27 protein-coding genes are annotated in these 25,995 nt (G+C 61.9%); 12 read left to right on the top strand and 15 right to left on the bottom strand.

Annotated features, from left to right (window positions below; genetic code table 11):
* Positions 1-2: 2 nt before the first annotated feature.
* The 11 genes from AC097R_RS19715 to AC097R_RS19665 all read right to left on the bottom strand — a co-directional run bounded on the left by AC097R_RS19715 (position 3) and on the right by AC097R_RS19665 (position 8,823).
* A complete protein-coding gene (locus AC097R_RS19715) occupies positions 3-1,361 on the bottom strand; it encodes a sigma-54-dependent transcriptional regulator (protein WP_479599930.1) in 1,359 nt (452 codons plus the stop codon).
* Complete coding sequence (locus AC097R_RS19710; protein WP_479599929.1) at positions 1,358-3,169, bottom strand: sensor histidine kinase; 1,812 nt, start codon at positions 3,167-3,169, stop codon at positions 1,358-1,360. The genes AC097R_RS19715 and AC097R_RS19710 overlap by 4 nt, the downstream gene beginning before the upstream one ends.
* A gap of 4 nt (positions 3,170-3,173) precedes the next feature.
* Entirely contained in the window at positions 3,174-3,971 is a 798-nt protein-coding gene (locus tag AC097R_RS19705; protein WP_479599928.1) for an ABC transporter ATP-binding protein, read from the bottom strand.
* 1 nt (position 3,972) lies between these two features.
* Positions 3,973-4,794: an ABC transporter permease gene (locus tag AC097R_RS19700; protein ID WP_479599927.1), complete on the bottom strand. Its 822-nt coding sequence runs from the start codon at positions 4,792-4,794 to the stop codon at positions 3,973-3,975.
* Positions 4,795-4,805: 11 nt separating this feature from the next.
* On the bottom strand, positions 4,806-5,777 hold the full coding sequence (locus AC097R_RS19695) for an ABC transporter substrate-binding protein (RefSeq protein ID WP_479599926.1): 972 nt from the start codon (positions 5,775-5,777) through the stop codon (positions 4,806-4,808).
* 243 nt (positions 5,778-6,020) lie between these two features.
* Complete coding sequence (locus tag AC097R_RS19690; RefSeq protein WP_479599925.1) at positions 6,021-6,482, bottom strand: SRPBCC family protein; 462 nt, start codon at positions 6,480-6,482, stop codon at positions 6,021-6,023.
* Between the two features lie 4 nt (positions 6,483-6,486).
* Positions 6,487-6,924: a VOC family protein gene (locus AC097R_RS19685; protein ID WP_479599924.1), complete on the bottom strand. Its 438-nt coding sequence runs from the start codon at positions 6,922-6,924 to the stop codon at positions 6,487-6,489.
* A gap of 38 nt (positions 6,925-6,962) precedes the next feature.
* Positions 6,963-7,646 carry a glutathione S-transferase family protein gene (locus AC097R_RS19680; RefSeq protein ID WP_479599923.1) on the bottom strand — a complete coding sequence of 228 codons (684 nt, stop codon included), beginning with the start codon at positions 7,644-7,646 and terminating at the stop codon, positions 6,963-6,965.
* Positions 7,643-8,143 carry an SRPBCC family protein gene (locus AC097R_RS19675; RefSeq protein WP_479599922.1) on the bottom strand — a complete coding sequence of 167 codons (501 nt, stop codon included), beginning with the start codon at positions 8,141-8,143 and terminating at the stop codon, positions 7,643-7,645. The genes AC097R_RS19680 and AC097R_RS19675 overlap by 4 nt, the downstream gene beginning before the upstream one ends.
* Positions 8,140-8,529, bottom strand: coding sequence for an ArsR/SmtB family transcription factor (locus AC097R_RS19670; RefSeq protein ID WP_479599921.1), 390 nt, complete (start codon positions 8,527-8,529; stop codon positions 8,140-8,142). The genes AC097R_RS19675 and AC097R_RS19670 overlap by 4 nt, the downstream gene beginning before the upstream one ends.
* Before the next feature lie 48 nt (positions 8,530-8,577).
* Positions 8,578-8,823, bottom strand: a complete 246-nt coding sequence (locus AC097R_RS19665) for an HNH endonuclease (protein WP_479599920.1) — start codon at positions 8,821-8,823, stop codon at positions 8,578-8,580.
* Positions 8,824-8,949: 126 nt separating this feature from the next.
* Here AC097R_RS19665 and AC097R_RS19660 point away from each other — a divergent pair, with 126 nt between their 5' ends.
* The 6 genes from AC097R_RS19660 to AC097R_RS19635 all read left to right on the top strand — a co-directional run bounded on the left by AC097R_RS19660 (position 8,950) and on the right by AC097R_RS19635 (position 14,354).
* A complete protein-coding gene (locus AC097R_RS19660) occupies positions 8,950-9,567 on the top strand; it encodes a TetR/AcrR family transcriptional regulator (protein WP_479599919.1) in 618 nt (205 codons plus the stop codon).
* 95 nt (positions 9,568-9,662) lie between these two features.
* On the top strand, positions 9,663-10,664 hold the full coding sequence (locus AC097R_RS19655; protein ID WP_479599918.1) for an NADP-dependent oxidoreductase: 1,002 nt from the start codon (positions 9,663-9,665) through the stop codon (positions 10,662-10,664).
* 84 nt (positions 10,665-10,748) lie between these two features.
* A complete protein-coding gene (locus tag AC097R_RS19650; protein WP_479599917.1) occupies positions 10,749-11,453 on the top strand; it encodes an SDR family oxidoreductase in 705 nt (234 codons plus the stop codon).
* 24 nt (positions 11,454-11,477) lie between these two features.
* On the top strand, positions 11,478-12,554 hold the full coding sequence (locus AC097R_RS19645; RefSeq protein WP_479599916.1) for an alkene reductase: 1,077 nt from the start codon (positions 11,478-11,480) through the stop codon (positions 12,552-12,554).
* Positions 12,555-12,556: 2 nt separating this feature from the next.
* Positions 12,557-13,510 carry an alpha/beta fold hydrolase gene (locus AC097R_RS19640; RefSeq protein WP_479599915.1) on the top strand — a complete coding sequence of 318 codons (954 nt, stop codon included), beginning with the start codon at positions 12,557-12,559 and terminating at the stop codon, positions 13,508-13,510.
* Positions 13,511-13,529: 19 nt separating this feature from the next.
* Positions 13,530-14,354, top strand: a complete 825-nt coding sequence (locus tag AC097R_RS19635) for an SDR family NAD(P)-dependent oxidoreductase (protein ID WP_479599914.1) — start codon at positions 13,530-13,532, stop codon at positions 14,352-14,354.
* Positions 14,355-14,621: 267 nt separating this feature from the next.
* Here AC097R_RS19635 and AC097R_RS19630 read toward each other — a convergent pair whose 3' ends face one another.
* Positions 14,622-15,179 carry a MarR family winged helix-turn-helix transcriptional regulator gene (locus AC097R_RS19630; protein WP_479599913.1) on the bottom strand — a complete coding sequence of 186 codons (558 nt, stop codon included), beginning with the start codon at positions 15,177-15,179 and terminating at the stop codon, positions 14,622-14,624.
* Between the two features lie 109 nt (positions 15,180-15,288).
* On the opposite strand from AC097R_RS19630, the gene AC097R_RS19625 reads away from it, so the two are divergent.
* The 4 genes from AC097R_RS19625 (at position 15,289) to AC097R_RS19610 (ending at position 18,822) form a co-directional block, all read left to right on the top strand.
* Positions 15,289-16,089 carry an SDR family NAD(P)-dependent oxidoreductase gene (locus AC097R_RS19625; protein WP_479599912.1) on the top strand — a complete coding sequence of 267 codons (801 nt, stop codon included), beginning with the start codon at positions 15,289-15,291 and terminating at the stop codon, positions 16,087-16,089.
* Between the two features lie 67 nt (positions 16,090-16,156).
* The gene (locus tag AC097R_RS19620) at positions 16,157-17,233 is read left to right on the top strand and encodes an alkene reductase (RefSeq protein WP_479599911.1); all 1,077 of its coding nucleotides are present in this window, start codon (positions 16,157-16,159) and stop codon (positions 17,231-17,233) included.
* Between the two features lie 47 nt (positions 17,234-17,280).
* A complete protein-coding gene (locus AC097R_RS19615) occupies positions 17,281-18,165 on the top strand; it encodes a type 1 glutamine amidotransferase domain-containing protein (protein WP_479599910.1) in 885 nt (294 codons plus the stop codon).
* The gene (locus AC097R_RS19610; RefSeq protein WP_479599909.1) at positions 18,166-18,822 is read left to right on the top strand and encodes a flavin reductase family protein; all 657 of its coding nucleotides are present in this window, start codon (positions 18,166-18,168) and stop codon (positions 18,820-18,822) included.
* A 193-nt stretch (positions 18,823-19,015) separates the two neighbouring features.
* Here the strand turns inward: AC097R_RS19610 and thiL are convergent, their stop codons facing one another.
* The 3 genes from thiL to apaG are packed head-to-tail and all read right to left on the bottom strand — an operon-like array spanning position 19,016 to position 22,434.
* The gene (thiL, locus tag AC097R_RS19605) at positions 19,016-20,017 is read right to left on the bottom strand and encodes a thiamine-phosphate kinase (protein ID WP_479600043.1); all 1,002 of its coding nucleotides are present in this window, start codon (positions 20,015-20,017) and stop codon (positions 19,016-19,018) included.
* A 27-nt stretch (positions 20,018-20,044) separates the two neighbouring features.
* Positions 20,045-22,042 carry a site-specific recombinase gene (locus AC097R_RS19600; protein ID WP_479599908.1) on the bottom strand — a complete coding sequence of 666 codons (1,998 nt, stop codon included), beginning with the start codon at positions 22,040-22,042 and terminating at the stop codon, positions 20,045-20,047.
* Positions 22,042-22,434 (bottom strand): Co2+/Mg2+ efflux protein ApaG, encoded by a 393-nt coding sequence (gene apaG, locus AC097R_RS19595; RefSeq protein ID WP_479599907.1) that lies wholly within the window; start codon positions 22,432-22,434, stop codon positions 22,042-22,044. The genes AC097R_RS19600 and apaG overlap by 1 nt, the downstream gene beginning before the upstream one ends.
* Before the next feature lie 58 nt (positions 22,435-22,492).
* On the opposite strand from apaG, the gene rpe reads away from it, so the two are divergent.
* A complete protein-coding gene (rpe, locus tag AC097R_RS19590; RefSeq protein ID WP_310346184.1) occupies positions 22,493-23,170 on the top strand; it encodes a ribulose-phosphate 3-epimerase in 678 nt (225 codons plus the stop codon).
* 6 nt (positions 23,171-23,176) lie between these two features.
* Positions 23,177-25,987: a putative bifunctional diguanylate cyclase/phosphodiesterase gene (locus AC097R_RS19585; protein WP_479599906.1), complete on the top strand. Its 2,811-nt coding sequence runs from the start codon at positions 23,177-23,179 to the stop codon at positions 25,985-25,987.
* The last annotated feature ends 8 nt before the right edge of the window (positions 25,988-25,995 follow it).

The raw sequence follows: 25,995 nt of genomic DNA, 5'->3' as shown, positions 1-25,995 counted from the left end.
AGTCAGTCGTCCTTCTGCGATGGCTTTCCTGACAAACCATATTTTTTGAGCTTGTCATACAGGGTCTTCTTGGGAATGCCAAGGCTTGCCGCGGTCAGTGCAACGTTGAATTCGTTGGTGTGCAGGGCGGTCGCTATCTGCGCCTCTTCGTAAACATCGAGCCTGCGCGGCAGTGTTAGCCCGTCGGTGTTCGACTTGACTGGGTCTGTAGGGTGAACCTCGGCAACCCCCAGCACCAAACGGTCGGCAAAGTTGCGTAGTTCTCGCACATTGCCGGGCCAGTCACGTTGCTGCCATTGCGCCATATCGACGGGGCTCCAAAAAGGAACAGGCTTCTGGTAACGCAAGGCTGCGCGCTGCAGAAAATGTGCCAGCAATAGCGGGATATCCTCGCGCCGGTCATTCAGGCGCGGCAAGTCCATACTGACTACTCCTATGCGGTAGTACAGGTCTTCCCGGAATGTGCCCTCGGTGCTGAGTTGGCGCAGGTCCACCTTGGTCGCGGCAATTACGCGGCAGTCCAGCTGAACGATGGCATTGCCCCCCAGGCGTTCCAGTTGACGTTCTTGCAGAACGCGCAGCATCTTGACCTGCAAGGCCATCGGCATGCTCTCAATTTCGTCCAAAAACACCGTGCCGCCGTGCGCGTACTCCAGCTTGCCGATGCGGCGCTTTTGCGCGCCGGTAAATGCGCCTGCCTCGTTGCCAAAGATCTCGCTCTCAAACATGGACTCGGGCAAGGCTGCGCAGTTGATGGCCACAAACTCGCCCTTGCGGCGGCTGGCCAAGTGCAGTTGGCGTGCCACCACTTCCTTGCCACTTCCGGTGGCACCGTTGATCAGCACGTCGGCCTGTGTGGGGCCTATGTTGTGGATAAGCTTTCGCAGCCGCTCGATGCTGGGGGACTGGCCAATCAACTCGGGCATGGAGGGGTGTGCGGCCCATGCCTTGCTCAAGCGGCGGTTCTCCAGCACCAGATTGCGTTTTTCCTGGGCGCGCAGGCAGCTCTCCAGCAGGCGCTCGGAGGCAAAGGGTTTTTCTATGAAGTCGTAGGCACCGTTATGCAGGGCCTGCACCGCCATCACCACGTCGCCGTGGCCGGTGACCAGGATCACCGGCAGATCTGCGTCGATGTGCATGGTGTGCGCTAGTAGGTCCAGGCCAGACGATTGGGGTAGCCGCACATCGGTGACCACAATGCCGCCAAAGTCAGCGTTGATCAGCGCATAGGCTTGCTCCGCACTGGCGCAGGCCTGCACGCGAAAGCCACCCAGTTCCAGGGTCTGTGTGGTGGCCAGACGCACAGCCTGTTCGTCCTCGACCAGGATGGCATGGTGCCGGGATAGGGTGGACTGCTTCATGTGGCTTGTTTTTCCTGTGCACAGCGCGGTATGTACACCACAAACTCTGCGCCGCCTTGGGGGGTGTTCCTGGCTTCCAGATGCCCGTTCATGGCTTGCACAATCGACGAAGAAATGGCAAGACCCAAGCCCAGCCCGTGGCCAGTGGGCTTGGTGGTGAAAAAGGGTTCAAACAAATGTTTGGCCACTTCCTGGGGCAGGCCCATGCCCGAATCGAGGATGTGAATCCGCACTTGCTGTGCGTCGGCCTCCAGCAGCACCCGTACGGTCTTATCGGGCGCATGTTCCACTGCGTCTAGCGCATTGCGCAGCAGGTTGATGAGCACCTGCTCAACGCGCACAGTGTCACCCAGCACGTAGAAAGTTTCTGGCAGATCAAGCTGCAGCTGCACATGCTGGCGTACAAATTCGCTCTCCAAGAGAAAGGCCGCACCGAGTATGGCCTGGTTGACCTCGACGACGGCCACAGCCTCTGCGCTTTTACGGGCAAACCCCTTGAGCTGCCCCACGATGCTACCCATGCGAGCGCTGGCTGCGCTGATGTGGCGCAGGTTGTCGTCCGCCTGAGTGGTTTGCCCACGCGACAGGAAGGTGCTGGCGTTGTCGGCAAAGGCGCGTATGGCCGTCAGCGGTTGGTTCAGCTCGTGCGTAATGCCGGCCGCCATTTGGCCTAGCATGGCCAGCTTGCCCGCTTGCACCATCTCGTTGCGGGTAGAGCGCAGCAGGTTTTCGGTTTGCTGCAGCTTGTTGTATTTCGCAGCCAGTTGCGCGTTGGCCGACAGCAACTCCTGGGTGCGCTGGGCGATGTGGTGTTCCAGGTCATCTGCCGCTTGTTTGAGGGCTTGCTGCGCGACGCTGCGCTCTTCCAATCTACGCCTGCGTTGGTGTTGCATGGCGGCCACGGCTGCCGCCACCAACAGCAATAGCAGAGTGATGCCGGCCCACAACATGCCTGCCCGCACCGCCTTGGCTTGTGCGGGGAACAGCATCAGTTGCCAGCCCAGTCGCCCCACCGGGCGCCCTATGTAGTCACCAAAGCCTTTGCGGGCAGCGCCGGACAGGCTGGCAATGGGTTGGATTTGCTTGCCCATGTACTGCTGGGTTTTTTCTATGTCACTCTGTACGAGAGGGGCTAGCGGTTGCAGGCTGTTGTAGACCCACTCACTGCGATTGCTAAGGAACACGACACCATGGCGGTCAACCAAGGCGATGGGGTCTTCGTTGCTGCGCCAGGTTTTCTCGAAGGTTTCCAGCGTGATCTTGACAGCAATGACGCCAATGGGCGCGACGGATCCACGCTTGACTCCGACCGGGTATACAGCCTGGGATATGAAGTAACCGGGGATATTGGTGGTGTTGCCAATCGCGTAGAAGTAGCCGGGTTGACCTTGAATGGCATCACGAAAATAGGGCCTAAAACCAAAGTTCTGCCCTATATAGCTCTGCGATGTATCCCAGTTGCTGGCCGCAATTGTCTTGCCGGTTTTGTCCATCAAGTAGATGGCGGCCACCTTGGCCTGCAAGGCCAAGTCTTGCAGCGTGTTGTTTAGTTCCTGCTGCAGTCCGGTGTTGACCGGGGCTGCCAGTAACTGCGAGGTCAGAGGCAGGTGGGCAATCGAGTAGGGCAGCGTGTCGAAGCGGTCCAGCACGGCTTCCAGGTCGAGTGCAATGATTTGCAGCTGGCGTTCGCCGGTGAGGTGGGTGTTCTCATCGGCGTTGCGGGCGCCCAGCCAGTAGGCCGCCAACACCAAGCCTGCCGCCAGCGCCAAAGCGCCAGACCAGGAGACGAGGTGTCGGGCGCGGACCATCTCCTTAGTCTACTGCTGCCATTTTCAACTCGTCGTTATGGTGGCGCTGTTGCTCTTCCATCACCAGTTGGCCCAGCTCGCGCTTGAGCGCATTGAAGGCCGCCGATGACGGGTCGCGCAGGCGCGGCAGGTCCACCAGAATGTCCCGCTTCACGGTGCCGGGGCGGTAGGTCATCACGACGATGCGGTCGGCCAGGTAAATTGCCTCCTCGATACTGTGGGTCACGAAGATGATGGTCTTCTTCAACTCGGCCCAGATGCGCAGCAGCTCGTCCTGCAGGTTACGCCGGGTCAATGCGTCCAGCGCACCAAAGGGTTCGTCCATCAGCATGGTGGGTGAGTCCAGCGCCAGCACGCGGGCAATGGCGACGCGCTGGCGCATGCCGCCTGACAGATCCTTGGGGAAGCGGTTGCGAAAATCGGTCAACCCCAGCATGCCCAGCAGGTCATCCACGTGTTTCTGGATTTCGGCCTTTTCCATGCCTTTGATCTGTAGGCCGAAGCCTATGTTTTTCTCAACCGTCATCCACGGGAACAGCGCATATTCCTGAAACACCATGCCACGGTCTGGACCTGGGCCGTTGACTTCGGTCGCGTTCACCGTGATGGTGCCCGAGCTGGGCAACGCGAAACCGGCCACCGCGTTGAGCAGCGTCGACTTGCCGCAACCCGACGGCCCGAGCAGGCACACGAACTGTCCTCCGGGAATGTCGAGGTTGATGTCGCGCAGGGCGACCACCTCTTTCCCACCGGTTTTGAAGATTTTGTTGACGGCCTTGACTTGAATATGGGTTGGGTTCATTTCAGCTCTCCAGGCCACGGTGCCAGCGCAGCAAATGGTTGTTGAGTTCGTTCATGCCGATGTCCAATGCCAAGCCGATCAGGCCAATGGTGAACATGCCAGCCATGACCTTGTCGGTCCACGAATATTCGCGGGCCTCGTTGATGCGAAAGCCCAGGCCATCGGGCACCGCAATCAGTTCGGAGACGATCACGATCATGAAAGCCGCACCGATCGCAATGCGCACACCGGCCAGGATGTAAGGTGTGGCTGCAGGCAGCATGACGCGCAGGAACAGCGTGCTCTGGGTGGCGCCCAGGTTGCGCGCAGCCCGCAGGTAGATGCTGTCAACCTGGCGCACCCCGACAATGGTGTTGATCAGCACCGGGAAGAAGGCCGCAATCGCGATCATGAAGACGGCGGGTGGATTGCCCAGGCCAAACCACAGCATGGCCAGCGGCGTGTAGGCGCTGGGTGGAATGGGGCGCAACACCTGCACCAGGATGTAGAGCTTGTCGTAAATGCGTTGGTTGGCGCCCATCAGAATACCGAGTGGCAGGGCCAGGCCCCCCCCGATCAGAAAACCGATGAACACCCGGTACATGCTACCTATGGCATCCCGCACCAACTCACCGGACACGGCCCAGCTCCACCAGCTGCCAGCCTCAGGCGCGTAGGCGTCGACTGGCGAAGCGTATTGCACCCAGCGCTGGGCCACCGCCAGCGGCGATGGCAACTTCAAGGGGCTGACCCAGCCCAGCACGCAGACCAGTTGCCACAGGGCAATCACGGCAACGGGCACGACGAGTCCCAACGCGATGGCGCGCCAATTCAATTTGTTCATGTCTGAGCCCCTTACTTGATGGCCAAACTTTTCTTGGCCTGGTCGAGCAAGTCGGTGCGTACCCAGTCGGTCGCCACCGGTGGCTTGACCATCTTGCCCACGCCGTACTTGGCCATGGTGTCGGTGGTGGTCTGAATGTGCGCTGCACTTATGTCATAGGAATAGGGCGAGTTGGCGATCGCATCTTGAAAGTCGTCCTGCGTGATCTGACCCTTGAAAATAGTTTCTCGCACATATTTCTCGGCAAGTCCCTTGGTTTCGATAAAGCCTTTGGTGGCCTCCACAAAGCAGCGCATGAATTTTTCGGCGACTGGGCGGTGCGCCGTGTAAAAGCTCTCGGTCATGACCAGCGTGCGAACTGGCTCGCCAATCGGCGTGTCATACGGCTTCATGACCTCCACGCCAAAGCCCTTGTTGATGGCCTGTGAAGACTGCGGCTCGCTCTGCATGATGGCGTCCAGGTTTTTGCCCAAGAGCGCCTGGTTCAGGTCGGCAAAGGCCAGATACACCACTTGCACGTCCTTGCCCGGCTGGTCAGACATGGTCAGTCCGTTTTGGCCCAGCTCGGCGGCAAGCAACACCTCGTGGATGCCGCCGCGGGTCACGCCCACGCGCTTGCCCTTCAGGTCCTTGACCGATTTGATGTTGGCGTCAGGTCGTGCGACCAGGCGGGCGCCACCCTTGGCAAAGCCGGCCACTACGTAAATCGGTGCACCGTTGGCGCGCCCAGATATGGCCCCTTCGGAGGCGGTGGCGCCCACGTCCAGTTCACCGGCCAGAATCGCCTGCATGACGTCGGGGCCTTTGGCGAACACATGTTCTTCTACCTTGATACCGCACTTGGGTGCGATCTCCTTGATGTAGGAAATGGCTCCGTAATGGGCGAATTTGAGATTGCCCAGGCGAACCACGTCCTGGGCCTGGGCTGTGGTGGCAAACACCACCGATATGGCCAGGGCTTGAACCAGATTTCTTGTCAACATGTTGTCTCCTAAATAATGTGGCTGGTATTGCCAGCGGCATCATTTAGCACGCGGTGTGCCAGGAGCAAAACGCTTGTAAGTTGTTGTTTTTATTGGCGACTCTAGGCCCAGCAATCTGGAAATTCAGAATTTTTGGTCTGTCATTCTGGTTATTCGCACGGGCCAAAGGGGGTGGTCTGTCCAAGCGGGTTTGCTCCCCACATTTCCACCATGCTGTTGGCTAACTTCCGACACGAGTAGCGTTTACAGGCCGGCCAGGTGCGCGTCCAGGCGCGTCAGGGTCTGCTTGCCACCTTCGATGGCGCCGTACTCGGCCACCACAAAGTTGCGGTCCTCCACGCTAGGGAACAGCATGCTGATGGTGACCTGCGTGCCACCAGGCACCTCGTCAAAGGTCCAGGTGGCCACAAAGTTGGCTCCCTTGCCGTGCTCCTTGCCGCCACCCATCTTGTAGACAATGCGCTCAGGCGGCGCGATATCCTGGAAGATGCTCTTGTTCGGGTAGCGCGTGCCGTCCGGGCCGACCATGGTGTGTTTCCAGTGGCCGCCCACGCGCACATCCATTTCCTCGATGTGGGTGGAGAACCCCGTCGGCCCCCACCACTTCACCACCTGCGTGGGGTCCGTCATGGCGGCCCACACCAGCGTGCGCGGCGCCTTCACCACACGCTGGATCAGGATTTCGTTGGGAGCTTCGATGCGCATGGGCTCAGGCTTTCGCGTTGCAGTTGACCATCCAGTTCAGGCCAAATTGGTCTTTGAAGCTGCCGTAGTAGGCGCCCCAGAACATGTCCTGCAACGGCATCTCCACTTTGCCGCCTGCTGAGAGGCCATTGAACAAACGCTCGGCCTCTGCGCGCGTGTCGGGCTCCAGGTTGATGTGCACGTTGCTGCCCTGCACCAGCTTGAAACCCATGGACTCGGGGGCGTCCGTGCCCATGAGTACATGGCCACCCAACAGCACCAGCTCGATGTGCATGACCATGTTGGCCGTGTCGGCCGGCATGGGTGGCTGGTCGGGCGCGGGTGGCACGTCCTTGAAGCGGTGCACGGGGCCACTGAATTCGCCGCCAAACACCGCGCGGTAAAACTCGAAGGCCTGCTCGGTGTTGCCGGCAAAGTTGACGTAGGTGCTGACGCGTGCCATGGGGTGCTCCTTGGGTGAGGTGGAAGGTATTGCGAGGACTACAGAAACCGTGCGGGAATGGCGCTGTAGAACGGGTACATGGGGAAATAGGGCTTGGCCTCTGTCAGCACGCGCTGCACCGAGGGCCGGTCTATCAGTCTGTCGAAATAAGCCCGCAGATGCACCAGCGGTTCGGGGATGGGCTCCAGCGTGTGGGCATAGAAGAGCGCGGGGGCTGCGGCGCAGTCGGCCATGCTGAAGGTGTGGCCCGCAGCCCAGGGCCGCGTGGCCACCTGGGTGTCGATCAGGGCGTAGGCGGTCTGGATCGTGGCCCGCCGCCCGCTCATGTCGCCCTGGGCGCTGCGCAGGTGGTCCAGCACGATGTCCTGCATGGGTTCGTGCACGTAGTTGTCAAAAATGCGGTCCCACAGGCGCACCTGCAGGGCGTCGTTGGCGTCTTGGGGAATCAACGGAGGCCGGGCCGCGAAAGGGTTTAGGTACTCGATGATGATGGATGACTCCGGCACCGTGCGCTGGCGTTCGTGGTCACGCAGCAGGGGGAACTTGCAGAAGGGCCACAGGGCGCCCAGCTCGGCGCGGTCCTGCTCCGCACCGAGGTCGATGATGCGTGGTTCAAACGCAATGTCGTGTTCGTACAGGGCGACCAAAACCTTGTGGCAATAGGAGGCCAGGGGGTGGTAGTACAGCGTCAGTGACATGGTGGTGGGGGCCGTGGCTGTCAAGGCGTTTGCAGCAAAGACAGGTAGTCTTCCAGCACATCGATATTGCCGCTCCAGCCTTGGCGCATGCTGTCGTGGCTGGCGGCAAACAGGGCTTCTTCCTCCGCGCTGGCCTCGTGCGGGGCCCACACCAGCGTCATCAGCGTGCCGCCGTCCTGCTCGGTCAGCGTGGTGGTGGAGTGGGTGTACATGGGCCAGCCCGCTGCCCACGGGTTGCGCGTGACGCCGCCCTGCGGGTCGGAGAAGCACTGGATCAGCACCAGCTTCTCGGGCGCCCGTAATTCGCGGAGCAGCCACTTGCCCCACAGCTCCATGCCGCCCTCGACCTTCATAGCGTAGTGGTAGGTGCCGCCCTCACGGAAGTCCAGCACGCTGTGCGTCACGGTGCTGCCCTTGGGGCCCAGCCAGTGCTGCAGGTGCTCGGGCGAGGTATACACCTCCCACACCAGCGGGCGGGGTGCCTTGAGCAGGCGGGAAATGGTGAAGGGGGCGTGGCTCATGGCTTTTTCTCCGTGGTGGGGTGGTTCGTCAAAAGGGGCGTGTCGGGTGCTGCCGCTGAAGCGCTTTGTGCCTGCAGGGTTTGCAAATAGTCGTCCAGGCGGTCCAGCCGCTCTTCCCAGTGCTGGCGGTACTGGGCCACCCAGTCGGCGGCCTCGCGCAGGGGCTGGGCTTCAAGCTTGCAGGGCCGCCACTGGGCCTGGCGGCCCTGGCTGATCAGGCCGGCGCGCTGCAGCACTTTCAGGTGTTTGGTCACCGCGGGCGCGCTCATGGCAAAGGGCTTGGCCAGGTCGCTGACCGAGCTTTCGCCGCTGGCCAGGCGCGCCAGGATGGCCCGGCGGGTCGGGTCAGCCAGGGCGGCGAAGGTGGTGCTGAGGGCGTCGTACATGTCTTTAATTAACCAATTGGTAAATTAAAGAATAAAAAAACCGCGGTGTCAAGCCGCCGGGCGTTTGCTGTCTGGCGTGGTGCCGTGGATGTGGCGCTGGTTGTTGCAGAAGTCGTGGCTGATGGCCAGGTTCTCCAGATGGCTGCTGCCGCCCTCGCTGCGCGGCACGATGTGCTCCAGCGTGGCGTCGGCGTGGGCCACGTGCTCGCCGCAGATCCAGCAGGGCACCCGGCCATGCAGCTGGCGGGCCACGGTGCGGTAGATCTTTTCACGGGTGAGAGACAGGGCGGTCATGAAGAAACGGGGTAAGGGCGGTGGGAGAGACAGGAAGGAGGGTCGAGACCGATCCCGATATCCTAATTGTTGAGTAGTTGACATTGCGGTTTGCGGCGGGGGTTGTGCTTTGAAATTATTTATCGTATGATGCACGTAATGCGAAAAATTCAAGCCAATATCCGAACTGCAGCCAAAGAGGCGTCCCACGAACGCATCGTGGATGCCGCTGCACGCGCCATCCGACGCAGCGGCTATGACGGTACGGGTGTTGCCGACATCATGAAGGAAGCCGGTCTGACGCATGGCGCTTTCTATGCCCATTTCGCGTCTCGTGAAGCCATGCTGGCGGAGGCGGCGGACCGTGCTGGTGCTGAATCCAACGCCCTTGCGGCGAGTGTCGTCGCCGCAGTACCACCAGATCAGGCGTTACAGGCTTTGATTCAGGTCTATCTCTCCAAGAAGCATCTGGATAGCATCGAAACCGGTTGCCCGAATTCTGCCCTGGGTTCTGAGATGCCACGCCAATCCCCCGAAGTGCGTAGTGCCGCTACCCGCCGCATCAAGGAGATGATTGATCTTGTCGCCCGCCAGTTTCCGGACTGGGGACAACCCGGTGCGCATGAGCGTGCGCTGGTGACCGTGGCCACGATGGTTGGCACGCTGACGCTGGCACGCGCCGTCAATGATTCCGCGTTGTCCGACGCGCTGTGCAGCGCGACATTGAAGAGCCTGAGCCAGACTCAGCCGACAGCCACCGACTAATTTTTTTGCTTAAAAATATGACGAACATCATACGAAATTCTGTCGCAACCCAAGCCGTTGGGTTTTACCCTGCCACTTTTTGAAGAGGAGAAGCCATGAAAGCATTCATCATTGATCGTTATGGAAAAAAGAACGCGTTGCACTTGGCAGACATGCCGACGCCGGAGCTGCGCGATGACGAGGTCCTGATCCAGGTGCATGCCGCTGGCGTGAACCTGCTGGACTCCAAGATCCGGAGCGGAGAGTTCAAACTCATCCTGCCCTATAAGCTGCCCCTTATTCTGGGCCACGACGTGGCGGGGACGGTGGTCAAGGTTGGCCGGCGTGTGCGGCAGTTCAAACTTGGGGACGAGGTCTATTCCCGACCCGATGACTACCGGATCGGCACGTTCGCGGAGTTCGTCGCTGTCAAAGAGGATTCGGTAGCGATTAAGCCCAGCAACATCAGCATGGAAGAAGCAGCCTCCATTCCGCTGGTGGGCTTGACGGCGTGGCAGGCCTTGGTCGAAAAGGCCAAACTAAAAAAAGGGCAGAAGGTTTTTATCCAGGCGGGTTCCGGTGGTGTGGGAACGTTTGCCATCCAGTTGGCCAAACATCTGGGTGCCACCGTGGCGACTACCGCCAGCACAGGCAATGCGGCTTTGGTGAAGAGCCTGGGTGCAGATGTTGTGGTCGACTACAAAAAAGCTGATTTTGAAGAGGTCTTGAGCGGCTACGACGCGGTGCTGAATAGCCAGGACGGCAAGACGCTGGAGAAGTCCTTGCGTGTGCTCCAGGCCGGTGGACAACTCATCTCCATTTCCGGTCCTCCCGATCCCGCATTTGCAGAAGACATCAATGCACCATGGTTCGTGAAGCAGGTCATCCGCGTGCTGAGCTTTGGCACCCGAAGAAAAGCGAAACGGCTGAACGTCGGCTACGCATTCCTGTTCATGAAAGCCAGCGGAAGTCAGCTGCAGCAAATCACGCAGCTGATCGAGTCGGGGGCCATACGCCCGGTCATCGACAAAGTCTTTCCTTTTGAATCCACCAACGAAGCTTTGGCTTACGTCGAAAGCGGACGTGCCAAAGGCAAGGTGGTGATCAAGGTTCGTTGAATCGTCGCCGTTGCCAATGCAGTGGCACGTCCTTTTGTATGACGATCGTCATACGTCCTCTCCGTTTAACTCTAGGAATTCCCCATGAAAATCGAAAATTCTGTTGTTCTTATCACCGGCGCCAACCGTGGAATCGGTCTGTCTTTTGCACGCGCCCTGCTCGCCCGTGGTGCGCGCAAGGTCTACGCTGCTGCGCGCAACCCCAATACCGTAACACTGCCGGGTGTAGAAGCGCTGCAGCTCGACGTCACCAACCCCGAGGAGGTTGCTGCTGCCGTTCAAATTGCGTCAGATGTGACATTGGTGATCAACAACGCGGGCATCGCCCAGCCAGGAGGGTTTCTGGCGCAAGACAGTGATGCCGTCGCACGCCGTATCTTTGAGACCAACTTCTTTGGCGTGCTGAGCATGAGCAAGGCTTTCGCGCCGGTGCTCAAGGCGAATGGTGGCGGCGCTTTGCTCAATGTGTTGTCGGTCGGATCGTGGGTCAACGGTGGCGAGCTGGCCGCCTATTCGGCCAGCAAATCGGCTGCTTGGTCGCTGACAAATGCTTTGCGCCACGAGCTGGCGAGCCAGCAAACGCAGGTATTGGGCCTGCACATGGCCTATGTCGACACCGATCTCACGCGGGGCTTCGACGTTCAGAAAAGCAGCGCCGAAGACATCGTCCAACGCGCGCTCGACGGGCTGGAGGCGGGCGCCGACGAAGTGTTGGCCGATGCGCTGACCCAGCAGGTACGGCAAGGTCTGGCAGCGCCACGCGCGGTCTACCTGCCTCAGGCCAACTAATCCTCACTGTCCGGAAAGACCGCCATGTTATTTTCACCACTCTCTGCACCTGCGCTGCAGCTCAGCAACCGCGTTGTTATGGCACCCATGACGCGCAGCCGGGCGGTAGAGGCCAATACGCCCAATGCCCTGATGGCCGAGTACTACGGTCAGCGTGCAACCGCCGGTTTGATCATCACCGAGGGCACCTCGCCGTCACCAAACGGCTTGGGCTACGCCCGTATTCCGGGTCTCTTTAACGAAGCACACGTTGCAGGATGGAAGCTTGTCACAGACGCGGTGCACGCCAAAGGCGGCAAGATATTCGTTCAGCTCATGCACACGGGGCGCGTGAGCAACGCAGCCAACCTATCAGCAGGCACAGAGGTGATCGGGCCGACCGCCACGGCCTGCCCCGGCGAGATGTATACCGACGCCCGGGGGATGCAGCCCCATAGCGCACCACGCGCCATGACGGCCGACGACATTGCCCTTGCTGTCGCGGAGTACGCCCAGTCGGCCCAACTTGCCATCGACGCGGGATTTGATGGTGTTGAAGTGCACGCTGCAAATGGTTATCTGATTGAGCAGTATCTGAACGCGAATGTGAACCAGCGTACCGACGAATACGGTGGCAGCATTCAGGGCCGCAATCGCTTTGTGTTGGAAGTCGTTCGCGCCACGGTCGCAGCCATCGGTGCCCATCGCGTGGGCATACGCTTGTCGCCTTACGGTGTGTTCAACAGTACAGGCGAGTACCCAGAGGTCGAAGAACAGTACTTGGCGCTGACCGAAGAACTCGCGCACCTAGGCATCCTGTATGTTCACTTACTGGACCATTCGGCCCAGGGCGCCCCATCGGTACCAGCCGAGTTCAAGTTCCGACTTCGCGTCGCTTTCAAGGGACTGTTCATTCTTGCTGGGGGTTTTGATCGAACCAATGCGCAGAGCGCGTTGATTTCTGGCCACGCAGACCTCATCGCCTTTGCCCGTCCATTTATCGCAAACCCTGACTTGGTGAAGCGCCTGCAGGCCAAAGCGGAACTGAACACCGTCGATTCGGCGACTCTTTATACGCCCGGACCCAAGGGCTACACCGACTACCCAATCCTCGGAGCTTGACCATGAAGACCAAAGCAATGCAACATTCAATGAAGACCGTCATGGCCAGTTTCGCCATGGCTGCCGCCCTCATATCAACGGTGGCAGGGGCAGCAGATACTGTGCCCACGCAAACATTGGGCGACACCTGGAAGAATGTGCCGACCCAAACCATCACGGCAGGCGACGTCAACTTCGCGTACCGGGAATTGGGAAAGCAGAACGGCGGAACGCCCGTGGTGTTTCTCGTCCATCTGGCCGCCGTGTTAGACAACTGGGACCCCCGAATCATGGACGGCATTGCAGCGAAGCACCATGTGATCGCTTTCGACAACCGTGGCATCGGGGCATCCAGTGGCTCACCATGGAATTCCATGGAGCAAATGGCCGACGATGCCATCACCTTCATCAAAGCGAAGGGGTTTGAGCAAGTTGATCTCTTGGGGTTCTCGATGGGTGGAATGATTGCCCAGGAGATCGTGCTTAAGGAGCCACAACTTGTGCGCAGGATGATTCTTGCGGGGACCGGCCCTGCTGGCGGTGAAGGTATCCGTTCAGTGGCGGGGGTGACTTACTACGACATGCTTCGGGGCTTCTTTACGGGCCAGGATCCGAAGCAGTTCTTGTTCTTCACGCGTACGCCTGGTGGTATCGAGGCAGGAAAAGCATTTCTGATGCGGCTGAAGGAGCGTACCGAGAACCGCGACAAGGAAATCAGCGTGAGCGCGCTTTTCGCGCAATTGGAAGCCCTGCGTGTCTGGGGTTCCAAAACGCCTGCTGATCTGTCTGTCGTCAAGCAGCCCGTGCTGGTAGTCAATGGTGACAACGACCGGATGGTCCCCACGCCAAATACCCATGACCTAGCGCGGCGGCTTCCGAATAGCACCTTGATCATCTATCCCGACGCTGGCCATGGCGGCATCTTCCAGTTTTATGCCGATTTCGTGCCTAGTGCACTTGAGTTTCTGGCTCGGTGAACACGATCAGGAGAACGATTTGAGTACATACAAAACGGACCTCATTGGGCGGCGTGCGCTGGTGACCGGCGCATCCAGCGGCATTGGCGCAGCCATCGCACGTGAGCTCGCGGCTCTTGGCGTGGATCTGGTGTTGACGGCACGGCGCCGCGACGCACTCGACGCGGTCGCTGCGACCTGCAAGGGCGTGAAGGTCGAGATCGTTACCGCAGATCTGGGCAAGCCCGATGCCGCGCGTGCACTGTGGGATGCCGCCGCCGCAAGTGGCCCCATCGACATCCTGATCAACAATGCCGGGTTCGGTTACTTCCGCCGGTTCGACGAGGTCGACTGGTCGCGTGACGCTGAACTCATCCAACTGAACATGACGTCGCTCACTGCGCTGGCGCGGTGCTTCGTTGACGCGAACAAAGCGAGCGCAGCACCCTCGCACATGGTCAACATCGCGTCGACCGGCGCGTATCAATCCGTGCCGAACATGGCGTTGTATGCCGCGTCGAAGGCGTTCGTGCGCAACTTCAGCGAGGGCCTCCATGACGAGCACCGTGGCACGCCGTTGTCGGTGACCTGCATCTGCCCAGGCGGCACCGAAACCGCGTTCCACGCCGCGTCCGGCGGGGGCGACTACTCGTGGATCGCGAACGCGTCGACGAAAAGCCCGGAGTTCGTGGCGCACGCCACCGTCCACGCCATGTTGGCTGGCAGGCGCACGTTGGTACCCGGGCTGTTCAACCAGTTATCCACCTTCGGCGTTCGCTTCTTGTCGCGGCGGTTCGCATCAAAGGTTGCGACGCAAGTGCTCGGCAAGCCGCGCTTGGCTCTGCCGGTGCGAAGCGGGATTTGAGATCGCAGTTTCTCCAGATACAGAAACGTAACTGCATCGGCTGCCCCGCAAGATGGGGATCCGTTGATCCGTGGTGACTTTGTCGAGGGGATGTGTTTTCAGGGACTGGCGGAGTGCTCGCAGCCAAAGGCTGAGGTTCTTGTCCAATTCACTGAACTCAATCTGGGCTGACCGATGTCCCTGCATAGCGGGGGTGTATTTCGAAACCAGGTCCACACCACTGCCAGGCAGGTTGCGGCACGAGATTGTGCGCTGTTGGGTTCGCTTTTAGCGATGATCAGAGAAGACCGCAGGTCGGCTCTCTGCCTTGAAGGCAAGCAGAAACGCGTCGGAAGCCACTTGATCGGCCAGGGCTCTCAAGCTTGCTGCCGAGGCAGGGCCGAGAACGGCCTCCACTTGGTCGTTGGCTGCGGCCCAGCGCACCACGGCTTCTGAAAGCCGAGTCTTGCCAAGCGGGGTGAGCACTCCGTGCTTGGTCCGCCGGTCTTTGGCGTCTTGACGAAGCTCAACAATGCCGTCGCGCACCAGCGGCCTGAGCGCATGGGTCAGGGCGGAAAGTTGGATAGCGAGCCGGGTCGCCAAATCCTGTAGCGTCGGTCCTTGTTGATCGGCTCCCATGAGCTTATCTATTTCTGAGATGAGCGCGAGCTGGGTGGCTTTCAGGCCCAAAGGCGCCAGTGCCTCGTCATACAGCTGACCAAGCCTGCGAGCCGCAACGCGCAGTGCCGTGTTCGTGCAGACCCGTCCGCCCAAGAGGTCCGGCTCCTCTGCGGCTGGCGTATCCAAGCTGTTTTCGGCATCAATAAGGTTTGAGGTAATACCCATATTTCGAAAATGGTTGAGTGCAGCACTATCTGCGATCGGCGGGCGATTAACTATACATTTGAGCCCTCAACTTATTTGGTTGAGCCCTCAATTTTATTGGAAAGCCATCATGACAAATCCCAGTTCTAAGAAAGTCGCTCTTGTCACAGGGGCTTCTTCCGGCATCGGTGCCGTCTATGCGGATCGCCTTGCCGCGCGTGGATACGATCTTATCCTTGTCGCCCGGCGCGCTGACCGCCTGGAAGCCCTCGCCGCGCAAGTCTCCAAGGCGCACGGTATCAAAGCCGAGTCGATTTCGGCCGATCTGACCCAAGACCAGGACTTGGCACGGATCGAGAAGGTTCTGGCCACCAATGGGGATGTGCGCGTCCTGGTGAACAACGCCGGTATTGCGCGCCTAGCACCTGCTGCCCAGACGTCTGCAGACGACGCGCAGTCCCAGATTGCCCTCAACATCACAGCACTGACACGCCTGACGCAAGCTGCGGTGCCCTCGTTTGTGGCGAGGAACCAGGGCCTGATCATCAACATCGCTTCCGCCCTGTCCATCCACGCGCTGCCGATCAGCGCCATCTACAGCGGCACCAAGGCCTACGTAATGCAATACAGCAAAGGCCTGCAGCAAGAGCTGGCCGAAACCGGGGTGAAGGTTCAATTGGTCTTGCCCGCATCCACAGCCACCGAACTCTGGGACCTGTCGGGCGTCCCGTTGGCGGCCCTCAACAAGGAGACCTTGATGACGACCGAAAACATGGTCGATGCGGCGCTCGCGGGTCTGGACCAAGGCGAAACGATCACGTGGCCGTCGGTCGCCGATGCAAGTCTGTGGGACAAGTACGAGGCAGCCCGCTCTGCACTGTTCGCTGGCACCCAAGCAGGAAAGCCCGCCCCTCGTTACAAGATCGGTTGATTCCCGCTAACGGAACGTTACTGCTCTTCCTTTTCTCACCCCTTTTCTATTTTCCCCAGGACAGTCCATGCTTTTCGACGCCTTTTCCCTGCGTGCCACCCGGCTCAGCAATCGCATTGTGATGTCGCCACTCACGCGCAGCCGCGCTGGTGACAACAACACGCCCACCAGCCTAATGGCCACCTACTATGCCCAGCGCGCAAGCGCGGGCCTCATCATCACGGAAGGAACCTCGCCGTCACCCAACGGCTTGGGCTATGCCCGTATCCCCGGCCTATTCAATGACGCCCAGGTGCAAGGTTGGAAGCTAGTGACCGACGCGGTCCACGCCAAGGGCGGCAAGATCGTCGTGCAGCTGATGCATACGGGCCGCGTGACCCACCAAGCCAACCTGCCGGCCGGCGCCGAAGTGCTTGGCCCCTCACCCGAGACCTGCCCTGGCGAGATGTGGACCGATACGCAAGGCAGCCAGCCACATACGCCGCCGCGCGCCATGACGGAGGCCGACATCCAGGCCGTGATCGGCGAATACGCGACGTCCGCGCGCCTTGCCATCCAGGCCGGCTTTGACGGCATCGAATTGCATGCAGCCAACGGCTACTTTCTCGAGCAATTCCTGAACGCCAACATCAACCACCGCACCGATGGCTACGGCGGCACGGCCGAAGGACGCAACCGGCTGGTGCTAGAGGTCGCCCGTGCTGCTGTGAAGGAGATTGGTGCTGAGCGCGTGGGCATCCGCTTGTCGCCCCACGGCGTGGTCAACGCAGCCGGCGCATTCGATGGCGTGGACGAACAGTACCTGTCGCTGGTGAAGCAACTCTCCGCACTCGGCCTTATGTACGTGCACGTTCTGGACCATTCGGCCATGGGCGCCCCGCCTGTCCCGGCGAAGCTGAAGACCGATTTGAGGGCAGCTTTTGACGGCCCCTTCATCCTCGCAGGCGGACAGAACAAAGCCAGCGCACAACATGTGCTGGGCGAAGGCCGCGCGGACCTGGTAGCCATGGGTAGGCCTTTCATCGCCAACCCGGATCTGGTCGAGCGCATGCGCCAGGACGCGGCCTTGAACGCACCAGACCCCACCACGTTCTACACGCCCGGCGCGAAGGGCTATACCGACTATCCGGCGCTCGCAGCTTAGACATCAACCTAACAACTTCAATCTCACGAACGACCAACGGAACCCATATGACTTTCAACCTAAATACTTTCAAAACTGCGCTCATGTCCATTGCGCTTGTGGTCACGGCCAGCCTTATTCCAGCCGGCGCTTTCGCGGCTGACAAGGGGAAGGTCCTTGTCGTGATGTCGAGCGCCCATGCGCTCGAACTCCGGGATGGGAAGCAGTACCAAACGGGCTACTTCCTCAACGAGCTCGCTGTTCCACTGCGGATGCTCGTCGATGCGGGGTACACCCCCGTGTTTGCCAATCCCAAGGGCGACACGCCTTCAATGGACGCGAGTTCGAACAACAAGAATTACTTCGGGGGCGATGATGCGAAGCGTACAGACGCACTCTCCTACATTGCTAAGTTCGATGCATTGAAGAAGCCCAAAACATTGGCATCTGTTGCCGCAGAAGGCGCCAGCGGCTATGCAGCGGTGTTCATTCCGGGTGGCCATGCGCCTATGCAAGACCTGATCAAGGAGCAGTCGCTCGGCACTATCTTGAAGAGCTTCCACGCGGCCGCGAAGCCTACCGCGATCATCTGCCACGGACCGATCGCTCTTCTGTCCACCCTGCCCGAAGCAGCCAAGTTTCAATCTGCCCTCATCGCAGGTGATACCACTGCGGCCAAGAGCCTGTCGAAGGACTGGACGTACTCTGGCTACAAGGTAAGCGTCTTCGCAACATCCGAAGAGAAGCAGATAGAAGGTAGCGCGCAGCTCGGCGGTCAGGTTCTCTTTTATCCGGATGCAGCTTTGACCGCAGCCGGCGCCGTTGTTCAAAACGGCGCAGATTGGCAACCCAACGTCGTAGTCGACCGGGAACTGATCACCGGTCAACAGCCCTTGTCGGCTGACGTTTTCGGCAAGGCTTTGATGGCGAAGTTGGCCGCGCAAGCTAACTAAATGATCACACGCGACTTCCACTTCTATGAGCCCTCCAAGGGCCATGGGTTGAATCACAACCCGCTGAATGCGCTCGTCGCTCCACGCCCCATCGGCTGGATATCGACACGGGACGCGCAGGGGCGTGTCAATCTGGCTCCCTACAGTTTTTTCAACGCGTTCAACTACGACCCGCCCATCATCGGGTTCTCTTCGATCACCTGGAAGGACAGCGTGCAGAACGCATCCGAAACCCGCGAGTTCGTGTGGAATTTGGTGACACGGGAGTTGGGCGACCAGATGAACCAGACCGCCACCCCACTTGCGCATGGCGAGGACGAGTTTTCCCTCGCCGGCCTCACGGCGGTGCCGGGTCGTGTGGTCAATGTGCCGCGCGTGGGGGAAAGCCGCGCCGCCATGGAGTGCAAGGTCATTGATATCGTCCAGCTTAGCAACACGGATGGCGAGAAGTTGGCCAGTTGGCTGGTCCTCGGCGAGGTGGTGGCGGTGCACATCGACAAATCGCTCTTGAAGGACGGCGTTTACCAGACGGCGCAGGCCTATCCGATCTTGCGTTCCGGAGGCTTGAACGACTACGTTCAGGTCCTACCGGAGAACGTCTTTCAGGTTGCCCGGCCCGCGGGCGCCAGCGACGCGGCCGCGCACGGCAAGGGATAGTGCCTTTTCCCTGTTGGTTCTCCAGGCGCTAATCGTGGCTGCACATCTGGTCGTCACGGGGGACTTTGTCGAGGTGATGTGGTTTCAGGGGTTGACGGAGTATTTGCAACCTGACCAAGGTGGGGACAAGTCCGGTCCTTGGTCGTCAGGCTGGCTTCAGCCCGCGCAGTAACTACAGCGGTCGGCGGGCGGTTCAGGTAGCAAAGTGGTCAAAGCTGGCCCAAGGGCCCTGCAGCAGGGCTCCGCGTTCATCCAGCACGCGCAGGCCAGGCGCGGCGTCGATGCGGCCGATGCGGGTCACCGGTGTGGCGCTGGCCTGCGCTGCCGCCTGCACGGCGGCGGCACGGTCGGGTGGGGCGGTGAACACCAGCTCGTAGTCGTCGCCACCGGCCAGCACGCACTGCAGCAGCTGTGCGGGCGGCATTTGAGAGGAAAACAGGCCACTAGCCCCCGTGGAATATGCGCAAGCAGCTAGCAAATGCATAGCAACGTCGGCATTCAGCGTGGCGCCCACACCGCTTTGCGCCAGGATGTGGCCGAGGTCGCCGAGCAGGCCGTCGCTCACATCGGCTGCGGCGCTGGCCACCTCGCGCAGGGCCAGGCCCAGCGCCACCCGGGGCGTGGGCTGTTCCAGCCGTTGGCGGGTCTGGGCTAACAGCGCGGGCGGCAAGTGGATCTTGCCTTGCAGGCATTGCAGCGCCAGCGCGGCGTCGCCCAGCGTGCCGCTCACGTACACATCGTCACCCCCTTGGGCGCCGCTGCGCAGCAGGGCTTGGCCGGGTGGCACTTCGCCAAACACGGTGATGCAGATATTGAGCGGGCCCCGCGTAGTGTCCCCGCCCACCAGCGCGCAGCCATGCGCATCGGCCAAGGCGAACAGGCCTTCGGAAAACGGTTGCAGCCAGGCGGCGTTGGCCTCGGGCAGGGCCAAGGCCAGGGTGAAGCCCAGCGGACGGGCGCCGCAGGCGGCCAGGTCGCTGAGGTTCACCGCCAGCGCCTTGTGGCCCAGGGTGCGCGGGTCTGCGTCGGGGAAGAAGTGGCGGCCGCTGACCAGCATGTCGCTGCTCACGGCCCACTGCATGCCGGGGGTGGGCTGCAGTAGCGCGCAGTCGTCGCCCACGCCCAGCGCCACGCCGGCGCCCAGCGCCCGTTCGGGGCGCTGAAAATAGCGCGCAATCAGTTCAAACTCGCCCAGGCCTGCCACGCTATGCACCAGGTTCCATCAGGCCGCAGGTTCGCGTGCAGGCCAGAAGAAGCTCAGTGGGGCCTGGCGCAGGCGGGCAAACACCGCGCCCTGGATGCGCGTGCGCCCCACGCCCGACACGTTGTGCGCACGCAGCGCCACGCGGAAGGCCAGGTAAAAGCTCACGCTCAGGTTGAGCACGCCGATCAGCGGAATGCTGGCCACGGCCCACCAGAAGGCGGGCAGCTTCACCACATCCCAGCCCAGGCTGGCGCAGGCCGCGCCCAACTGGCCGGTGGACAGGGTGACGTGGCGCGCGTCCAGCCCCACGCCCAGAAACGCGAGGATGGGTGGCACCAGCCCCAGCATGAATCCCAGTGAAATGCTGGCCGCCAGACCCGACACGTTGTTGCGCATGAAATGCGCCCAGCGGTCGGCCCGCGCGGTACCCAGCCAGGCGGTGATGCGCGGGTTGTAGCGGATGGCCGAGTCCAGCCGGTGCAGCACAAACCAGTTTTCCACCCAGCCCGCGATGATGCTGCAGGCAAACAGCAGCACGCCAGTGAAGGCGGCAAACAGCAGGCAGGGTCCGAGCAGTGTGAGCGAGTGCAGCACGTACTGCGCCTTGTCCGCGTTGATCATGGGCTGGCCCAGCGTGTACTGCATGGCCAGCGACAGCGCAATGACCGCCGGGAACACCATGGTCACATTGCCCAGCACCGCCGCCACCTGTGAGCGCACCAGGTGGGTCACCTCGTCGACAAAGGCCACCAGCGCGGTGTCGTCCGAAATGTCCTTGAGCTTGGCGGCCATGGCTGGGGCCGTCATGGCGGGTTGCTTGGTGGCCAGCGTGTAGTGCATGAGCTGGATCAACACAAAGCTGGCGGCGTAAACCACGCCCGACCACATGCCCATCCAGAAGGCCGACAGGCCAAACGCCATCAGCCCGAACTTCATCACCGTGGTGAGCGCCGTCAGCGCACCGCCGCCAGCGGCGTTGCCCAGCATCTCGCGGTATTCGGCGCGGGTGCGGGTGATGTAGTGCTCGCCGGTCTCACTGCTGCGCTCGGCCACCTTGGCCGCCAGCAGCGACGAGTTGGACGCCACCAGCGCGCCAATGCTGCGCTGCTCCTGGCTCACGCTGGCCAGGTGCGAGACCAGGCGTGCGCTGGCGCGGTGGCCGTCGTCGTCCATCAGGCAGTCCAGCAGGGCGCGCACGCGCAGCACGCGTTCGCGCAGCTGGCGCAGGCGGAACACCAGGTCCACCGAGATGCCATGGGCTTCCAGGTGGGTGTAGACGGAGGCTGCGGCGTGGCGGCAGGCGTCCAGCCGGGTGCGGAACTGCTGCACCGGGGCGTGGGTGTCTTCGCCGGCCAGCCAGGCGTCGCACACCGCATCCAGGTCGGCTGACAGGTGGTGGAAGGGGCTGGCATCACGCGCGGGCACGCTCATGCGCAGGCGAATCTCGGGCGAGAACCCGGCCGCACTGATCTGGCTGGTGCAGAACCGCATTGCGTCGAGCAGGGTGCTCTGCCAGTGCGTGAGCTGCGGGCGCAGGGCGGCGGCATGGCCTACGGCAGGCGTGCCCAGCAGGGCGGCCAGGCGCCGCAGCGTGGGCTCGGGCAGGGCGGCCAGCCACTGGGCGTCGTGCTCGCCGTCCAGCACCAGGCCAAATAGCTCGGAGGCGTCGCTGGTCTCGGGCGTGGCGGGCAACAGCTTGTGGTGCAGGCGCTCTACAAATTCGCTGACAAAGGCGTTGCGCGAGGCAAAGCCGTAGTCCGACAGCAGGGTGCTGCCGTCCACGGTGTGCAGCAGGGCGCGCCACCAGATCTGCAACTTCTCGGCCGTGGCGGGGCGGGCGTCCAGAATATCCAGCAGCAGATCGACCCTGCCCACGGCGGCTTCGGCACTGTCGTGGTGGCCACGCACCCAGTCCAGCAGGGCGATGAGCCAGACATGGCGTTCCACCAGGCCGGCGGCGGGGTCCAGGGTGTCGAGCAGCGTGGCAATGTCGCTGCGGGCGCCTGGCGTGACCATCAGTGCAGGGTGCGGGAGCCACCCGCATCGCTCAAGGCGTCCAGCACAAACATGGGGATGGTGGCGTCAAACTTCTCGCCATCCTCGGCCACGCAGAAAAAGCTGCCGTGCATGGTGCCGGTGGGGGTGCGCAGGCGGGTGCCGCTGGTGTATTCAAACGCCTGGCCGGGCTTGAGCAGGGGCTGCTGGCCAACCACACCCAGGCCCTTGACCTTTTCGGTGTGGCCATTGGCGTCGTTCACGTTCCAGGCACGCGAAATCAGCTGGGCGGTGACGTCGCCCGTGTTGGTAATGGTGATGGTGTACGCAAACACGTACAGGTCATCGGCGGGTGCAGATTGGTCGGGGAGGTACTGGGGGGCTACTTCCACCAGAAATTCGTATTTGGCCATGGGCCAATGCTACCTGCGAAAATGTTAGCCTTGTCAACACCCCTTCCAAGCCCCTGCCATGACGTACCGCATTGCCCCCTCCATCCTGTCTGCCGACTTCGCCCGCCTGGGGGAAGAGGTCAAAAACGTCATCGCCGCAGGCTCTGACTGGATCCACTTTGACGTGATGGACAACCATTACGTGCCCAACCTGACCTTCGGCCCCATGATCTGCAGCGCGCTCAAACCGCATGCCAAGACGGCCGCCGGTGTGGCCGTGCCCATCGATGTGCACCTGATGATCTCGCCGGTAGACGCGCTGGCCGCCAGCTTTGCCGAGGCGGGGGCCGATTACATCAGCTTTCATCCCGACGCCTCGGGCCATGTGCACCGCAGCATCCAGGCCATCAAGAGCAAGGGTGTGAAGGCCGGTCTGGTGTTCAACCCGGCTGAGCCGCTTGATGTGCTGGACTGGGTGATCGAGGACATCGACCTGATTCTGATCATGAGCGTGAACCCTGGCTTTGGTGGCCAGAGCTTTATTGATTCCGCCTTGCGCAAGATCGAAGATGTGCGCAAGCGCATCACCGCCAGCGGCAAAGACATTCGCCTGGAGGTGGACGGCGGCATCAAAACCGACAACATCCGCCGCGTGGCCGACGCCGGGGCCGACACCTTTGTGGCGGGCAGCGCCATCTTCGGCAAGCCGGACTACAAGGGCGTGATCGACGCCATGCGTGTGGCGCTACAGGGCTGACCCGCATTGACCACGCCCGCTCCCCCCGCGCTATCGCCCCACCCGTCTGCGCAATGGTTTAGCGCGGTCATGGGGGAGGGCGGCGCCCACCGCCGGGTGCGTGTGGCCATGTACACCACACTGCTGCTGCTGGCCATTCTGGCCACGGTGCGGGTGGTGCGCTTGGGGCAGGCGGAGCAGGTGCGCCAGCTCGACATGGACATCATCCGTGTGGCCGCGGAGCAAAGCGCTATCACCCAGCGCATGGGTGTGCAGGCGGCCCGGCTGGCCTTGCACCCGCTGGAGCCTTTCGCGGCCAATCCGTTGTCTGACACGCTCACGCTGTCGCAAGTGCACGCGCAGCACCTGGAAGACCTGCTGGCCCAACAAGTGCCCTCGCAATCACTGGCCGGAGTTGCGCTGCAGCAGGCGCAACTGCGCTGGCAGCGCAGCCGCGCCGGTTTGTGGAGCGATGTCAAGGCGGTGCTGCTGCAGGCGTCCTTGCATGACGCGCAAGCCCTGATCCGGGCGCAGGACGTGTTGCAGGCCGAGTTGGACCAGTCCCTGCTGGCCAGCGGCGACCTGGTGGTGCAGGTGCAGAACACAGCGTTTGAGCGTAGCCGAGATGCGGTGCTCATGATGCGATGGCTGACCGGCGGTGCGCTGCTCTTGTTTGTGCTGCTAGGGCTGTGGCTGGTGGAGCCCACCGCGCGTGCAGTGCGCCGCCAGTACCGTACGCTGGCTAGCCAGACCGACCGCCTCAAACGCCTGGCAATGGTGGCCGAGCTCAGCTCCAATGCCATGGCGGTGACCGATGAAAACCACCGCGTGGTATGGATCAACGAGGCGTTTACCGAACTCACCGCCTACCCGCCGGCACGCGCGCAGGGCCGCCGCATTGGCACCCTGCTGAAGGCGCGCAGTGCGGACCCGGCACGCTTTGCCGAGTTCAGCAAGGCCTTGCGTGCAGGCCAGGGCATCAAGCGCGAGATGCGCATCAGCATCAAGGGCACCGAGGTGGGCTGGGTGCTGGTGGACATGCAACCCATTAACGACGAGCAGGGCACGCTGAGCGGCTGGGTGCTGGTGGCCACCGATCTGACCGCCATGCGCCAGCAGCAGCAGTTGCTGTCGTTGGCGGTGGACGGTGCCGGCCTGGGCATCTGGCACTGGGACATGGTGGCCGACACCATCCACTGCAACCTGCGCATGCACAGCATCCTGGGGTATGAGCCAGGCGAGATGGATATGACCGCGGCCTTCTGGAACGAATTGATCCACCCGGAAGACCGCGCCCACTGGCAGCAGTCGATGCGCCAGCATCTGCAAGACCCCTCGGTGTCGCACCGCCTGGCGGTGCGGGCGCGCCACCTCAGTGGCCGCTGGGTCTGGATCATGTTTGCCGGCACCGTGGCCGACCGCAACCCGCAAGGCCGTGCCGTGCGCATGGCCGGCGTGGCCATGGACGTGAACGCCCAAAAGGCCATGGAGCAGCAACTGCGTGTGGCCGCCCGCACCGATGGCCTGACCCAACTGCCCAACCGCGCGGTGGTGGTGGACATGATCCGCGCCGCCATTGAGCGCCACAAGGCGCAGCCGGGCTACCACTTCGCCGTGTTGTTCATGGACTTTGACCGCTTCAAGCAGGTCAACGACACCCTGGGCCACAGCGTGGGCGACGAGCTGCTGCGCCAGATCGCGCGCCGCCTGCAGGACAGCCTGCGTCCGGGGGACAGCTTTGTGCACACCAGCGACTTTCAGCAGATTGCGGCCCGCATTGGTGGTGATGAGTTTGTCGTGCTGCTGGACGATATGCGGGGCGACCTGGATGCCGAGATCGTGGCCAGCCGCCTGCTCGATGTGCTGGCTGTGCCTTACACGGTGGACACGCACCGCATCAACTCCACGGTCAGCATCGGCATCGTCACCAGCACCCACGCCGAGCTGGACGCCGACAGCGTGCTGCGCGACGCCGACATTGCGATGTACGAGGCCAAGCGCGCCGGGCGTGCCCGTTATGTGCTGTTCGAGCCCTCCATGCGCTCGGATGTCAGTGCCTCGGTGGCGCTGGAAAACGACCTGCGCCAGGCCCTGCCCAATGGCGAGATTTTTGTGCAGTACCAGCCTGTGGTGCATCTTCCGGGCAATACCGTAGCCGGGATCGAGGCACTGGCCCGTTGGCGGCATCCGCAGCGCGGCCTGGTGTCGCCGGCCGACTTCATCCCGCTGGCCGAGGCCTGTGGCCTGATCGACGCCGTGGGGCAGTTTGTGCTGCACCAAGCGTGCCGCACGTTTGAGCTGCTCCAGCACCAGCTGGGGTCCATGGCGCCGCCGCTGGTGGCGGTGAACCTGTCACGCGCGCAGCTGCGCCAGCCGCGGCTGGTGGCCGATATCCAGGAGGCGCTGCGCGACACCAGCATGTCGCCACACCAGCTGGTGCTGGAGGTGACCGAAAGCCTCGCGGCCCAAGACGCGGCGGTGCAGCACACCCTGCGCGAGATCCGCGCGCTGGGCGTAGGCCTGGCGCTGGACGACTTTGGCACGGGCTACTCCTCCCTGTCCTGCCTGCACGAGCTGCCAGTGAACACGGTGAAGATTGACCGCTCCTTTGTCAGCCAGGCCAGCGACAGCGAATACCACCGCGTGCTGATCGAGGCCACGCTGCGCATGGCCCATACGCTGGGGCTGGGGACCGTGGCCGAGGGCATTGAAACGCCCGAGCAGGCGCGGCTGATGGCCTCACTGGGCTGCGCTGAAGGCCAGGGCTATCTGTTTGCCAAACCCATGGACGTGGCCCCGCTGGTGATGTGGATCCAGTCCGGCCCCCACCCACTCTGACGCCTTTG

This window comes from Rhodoferax sp. ZS1R25, assembly GCF_056521335.1.
The sequence above is the reverse complement of the archived record's forward strand: the minus strand, read 5'-3'. Positions and strand labels throughout refer to the sequence as shown.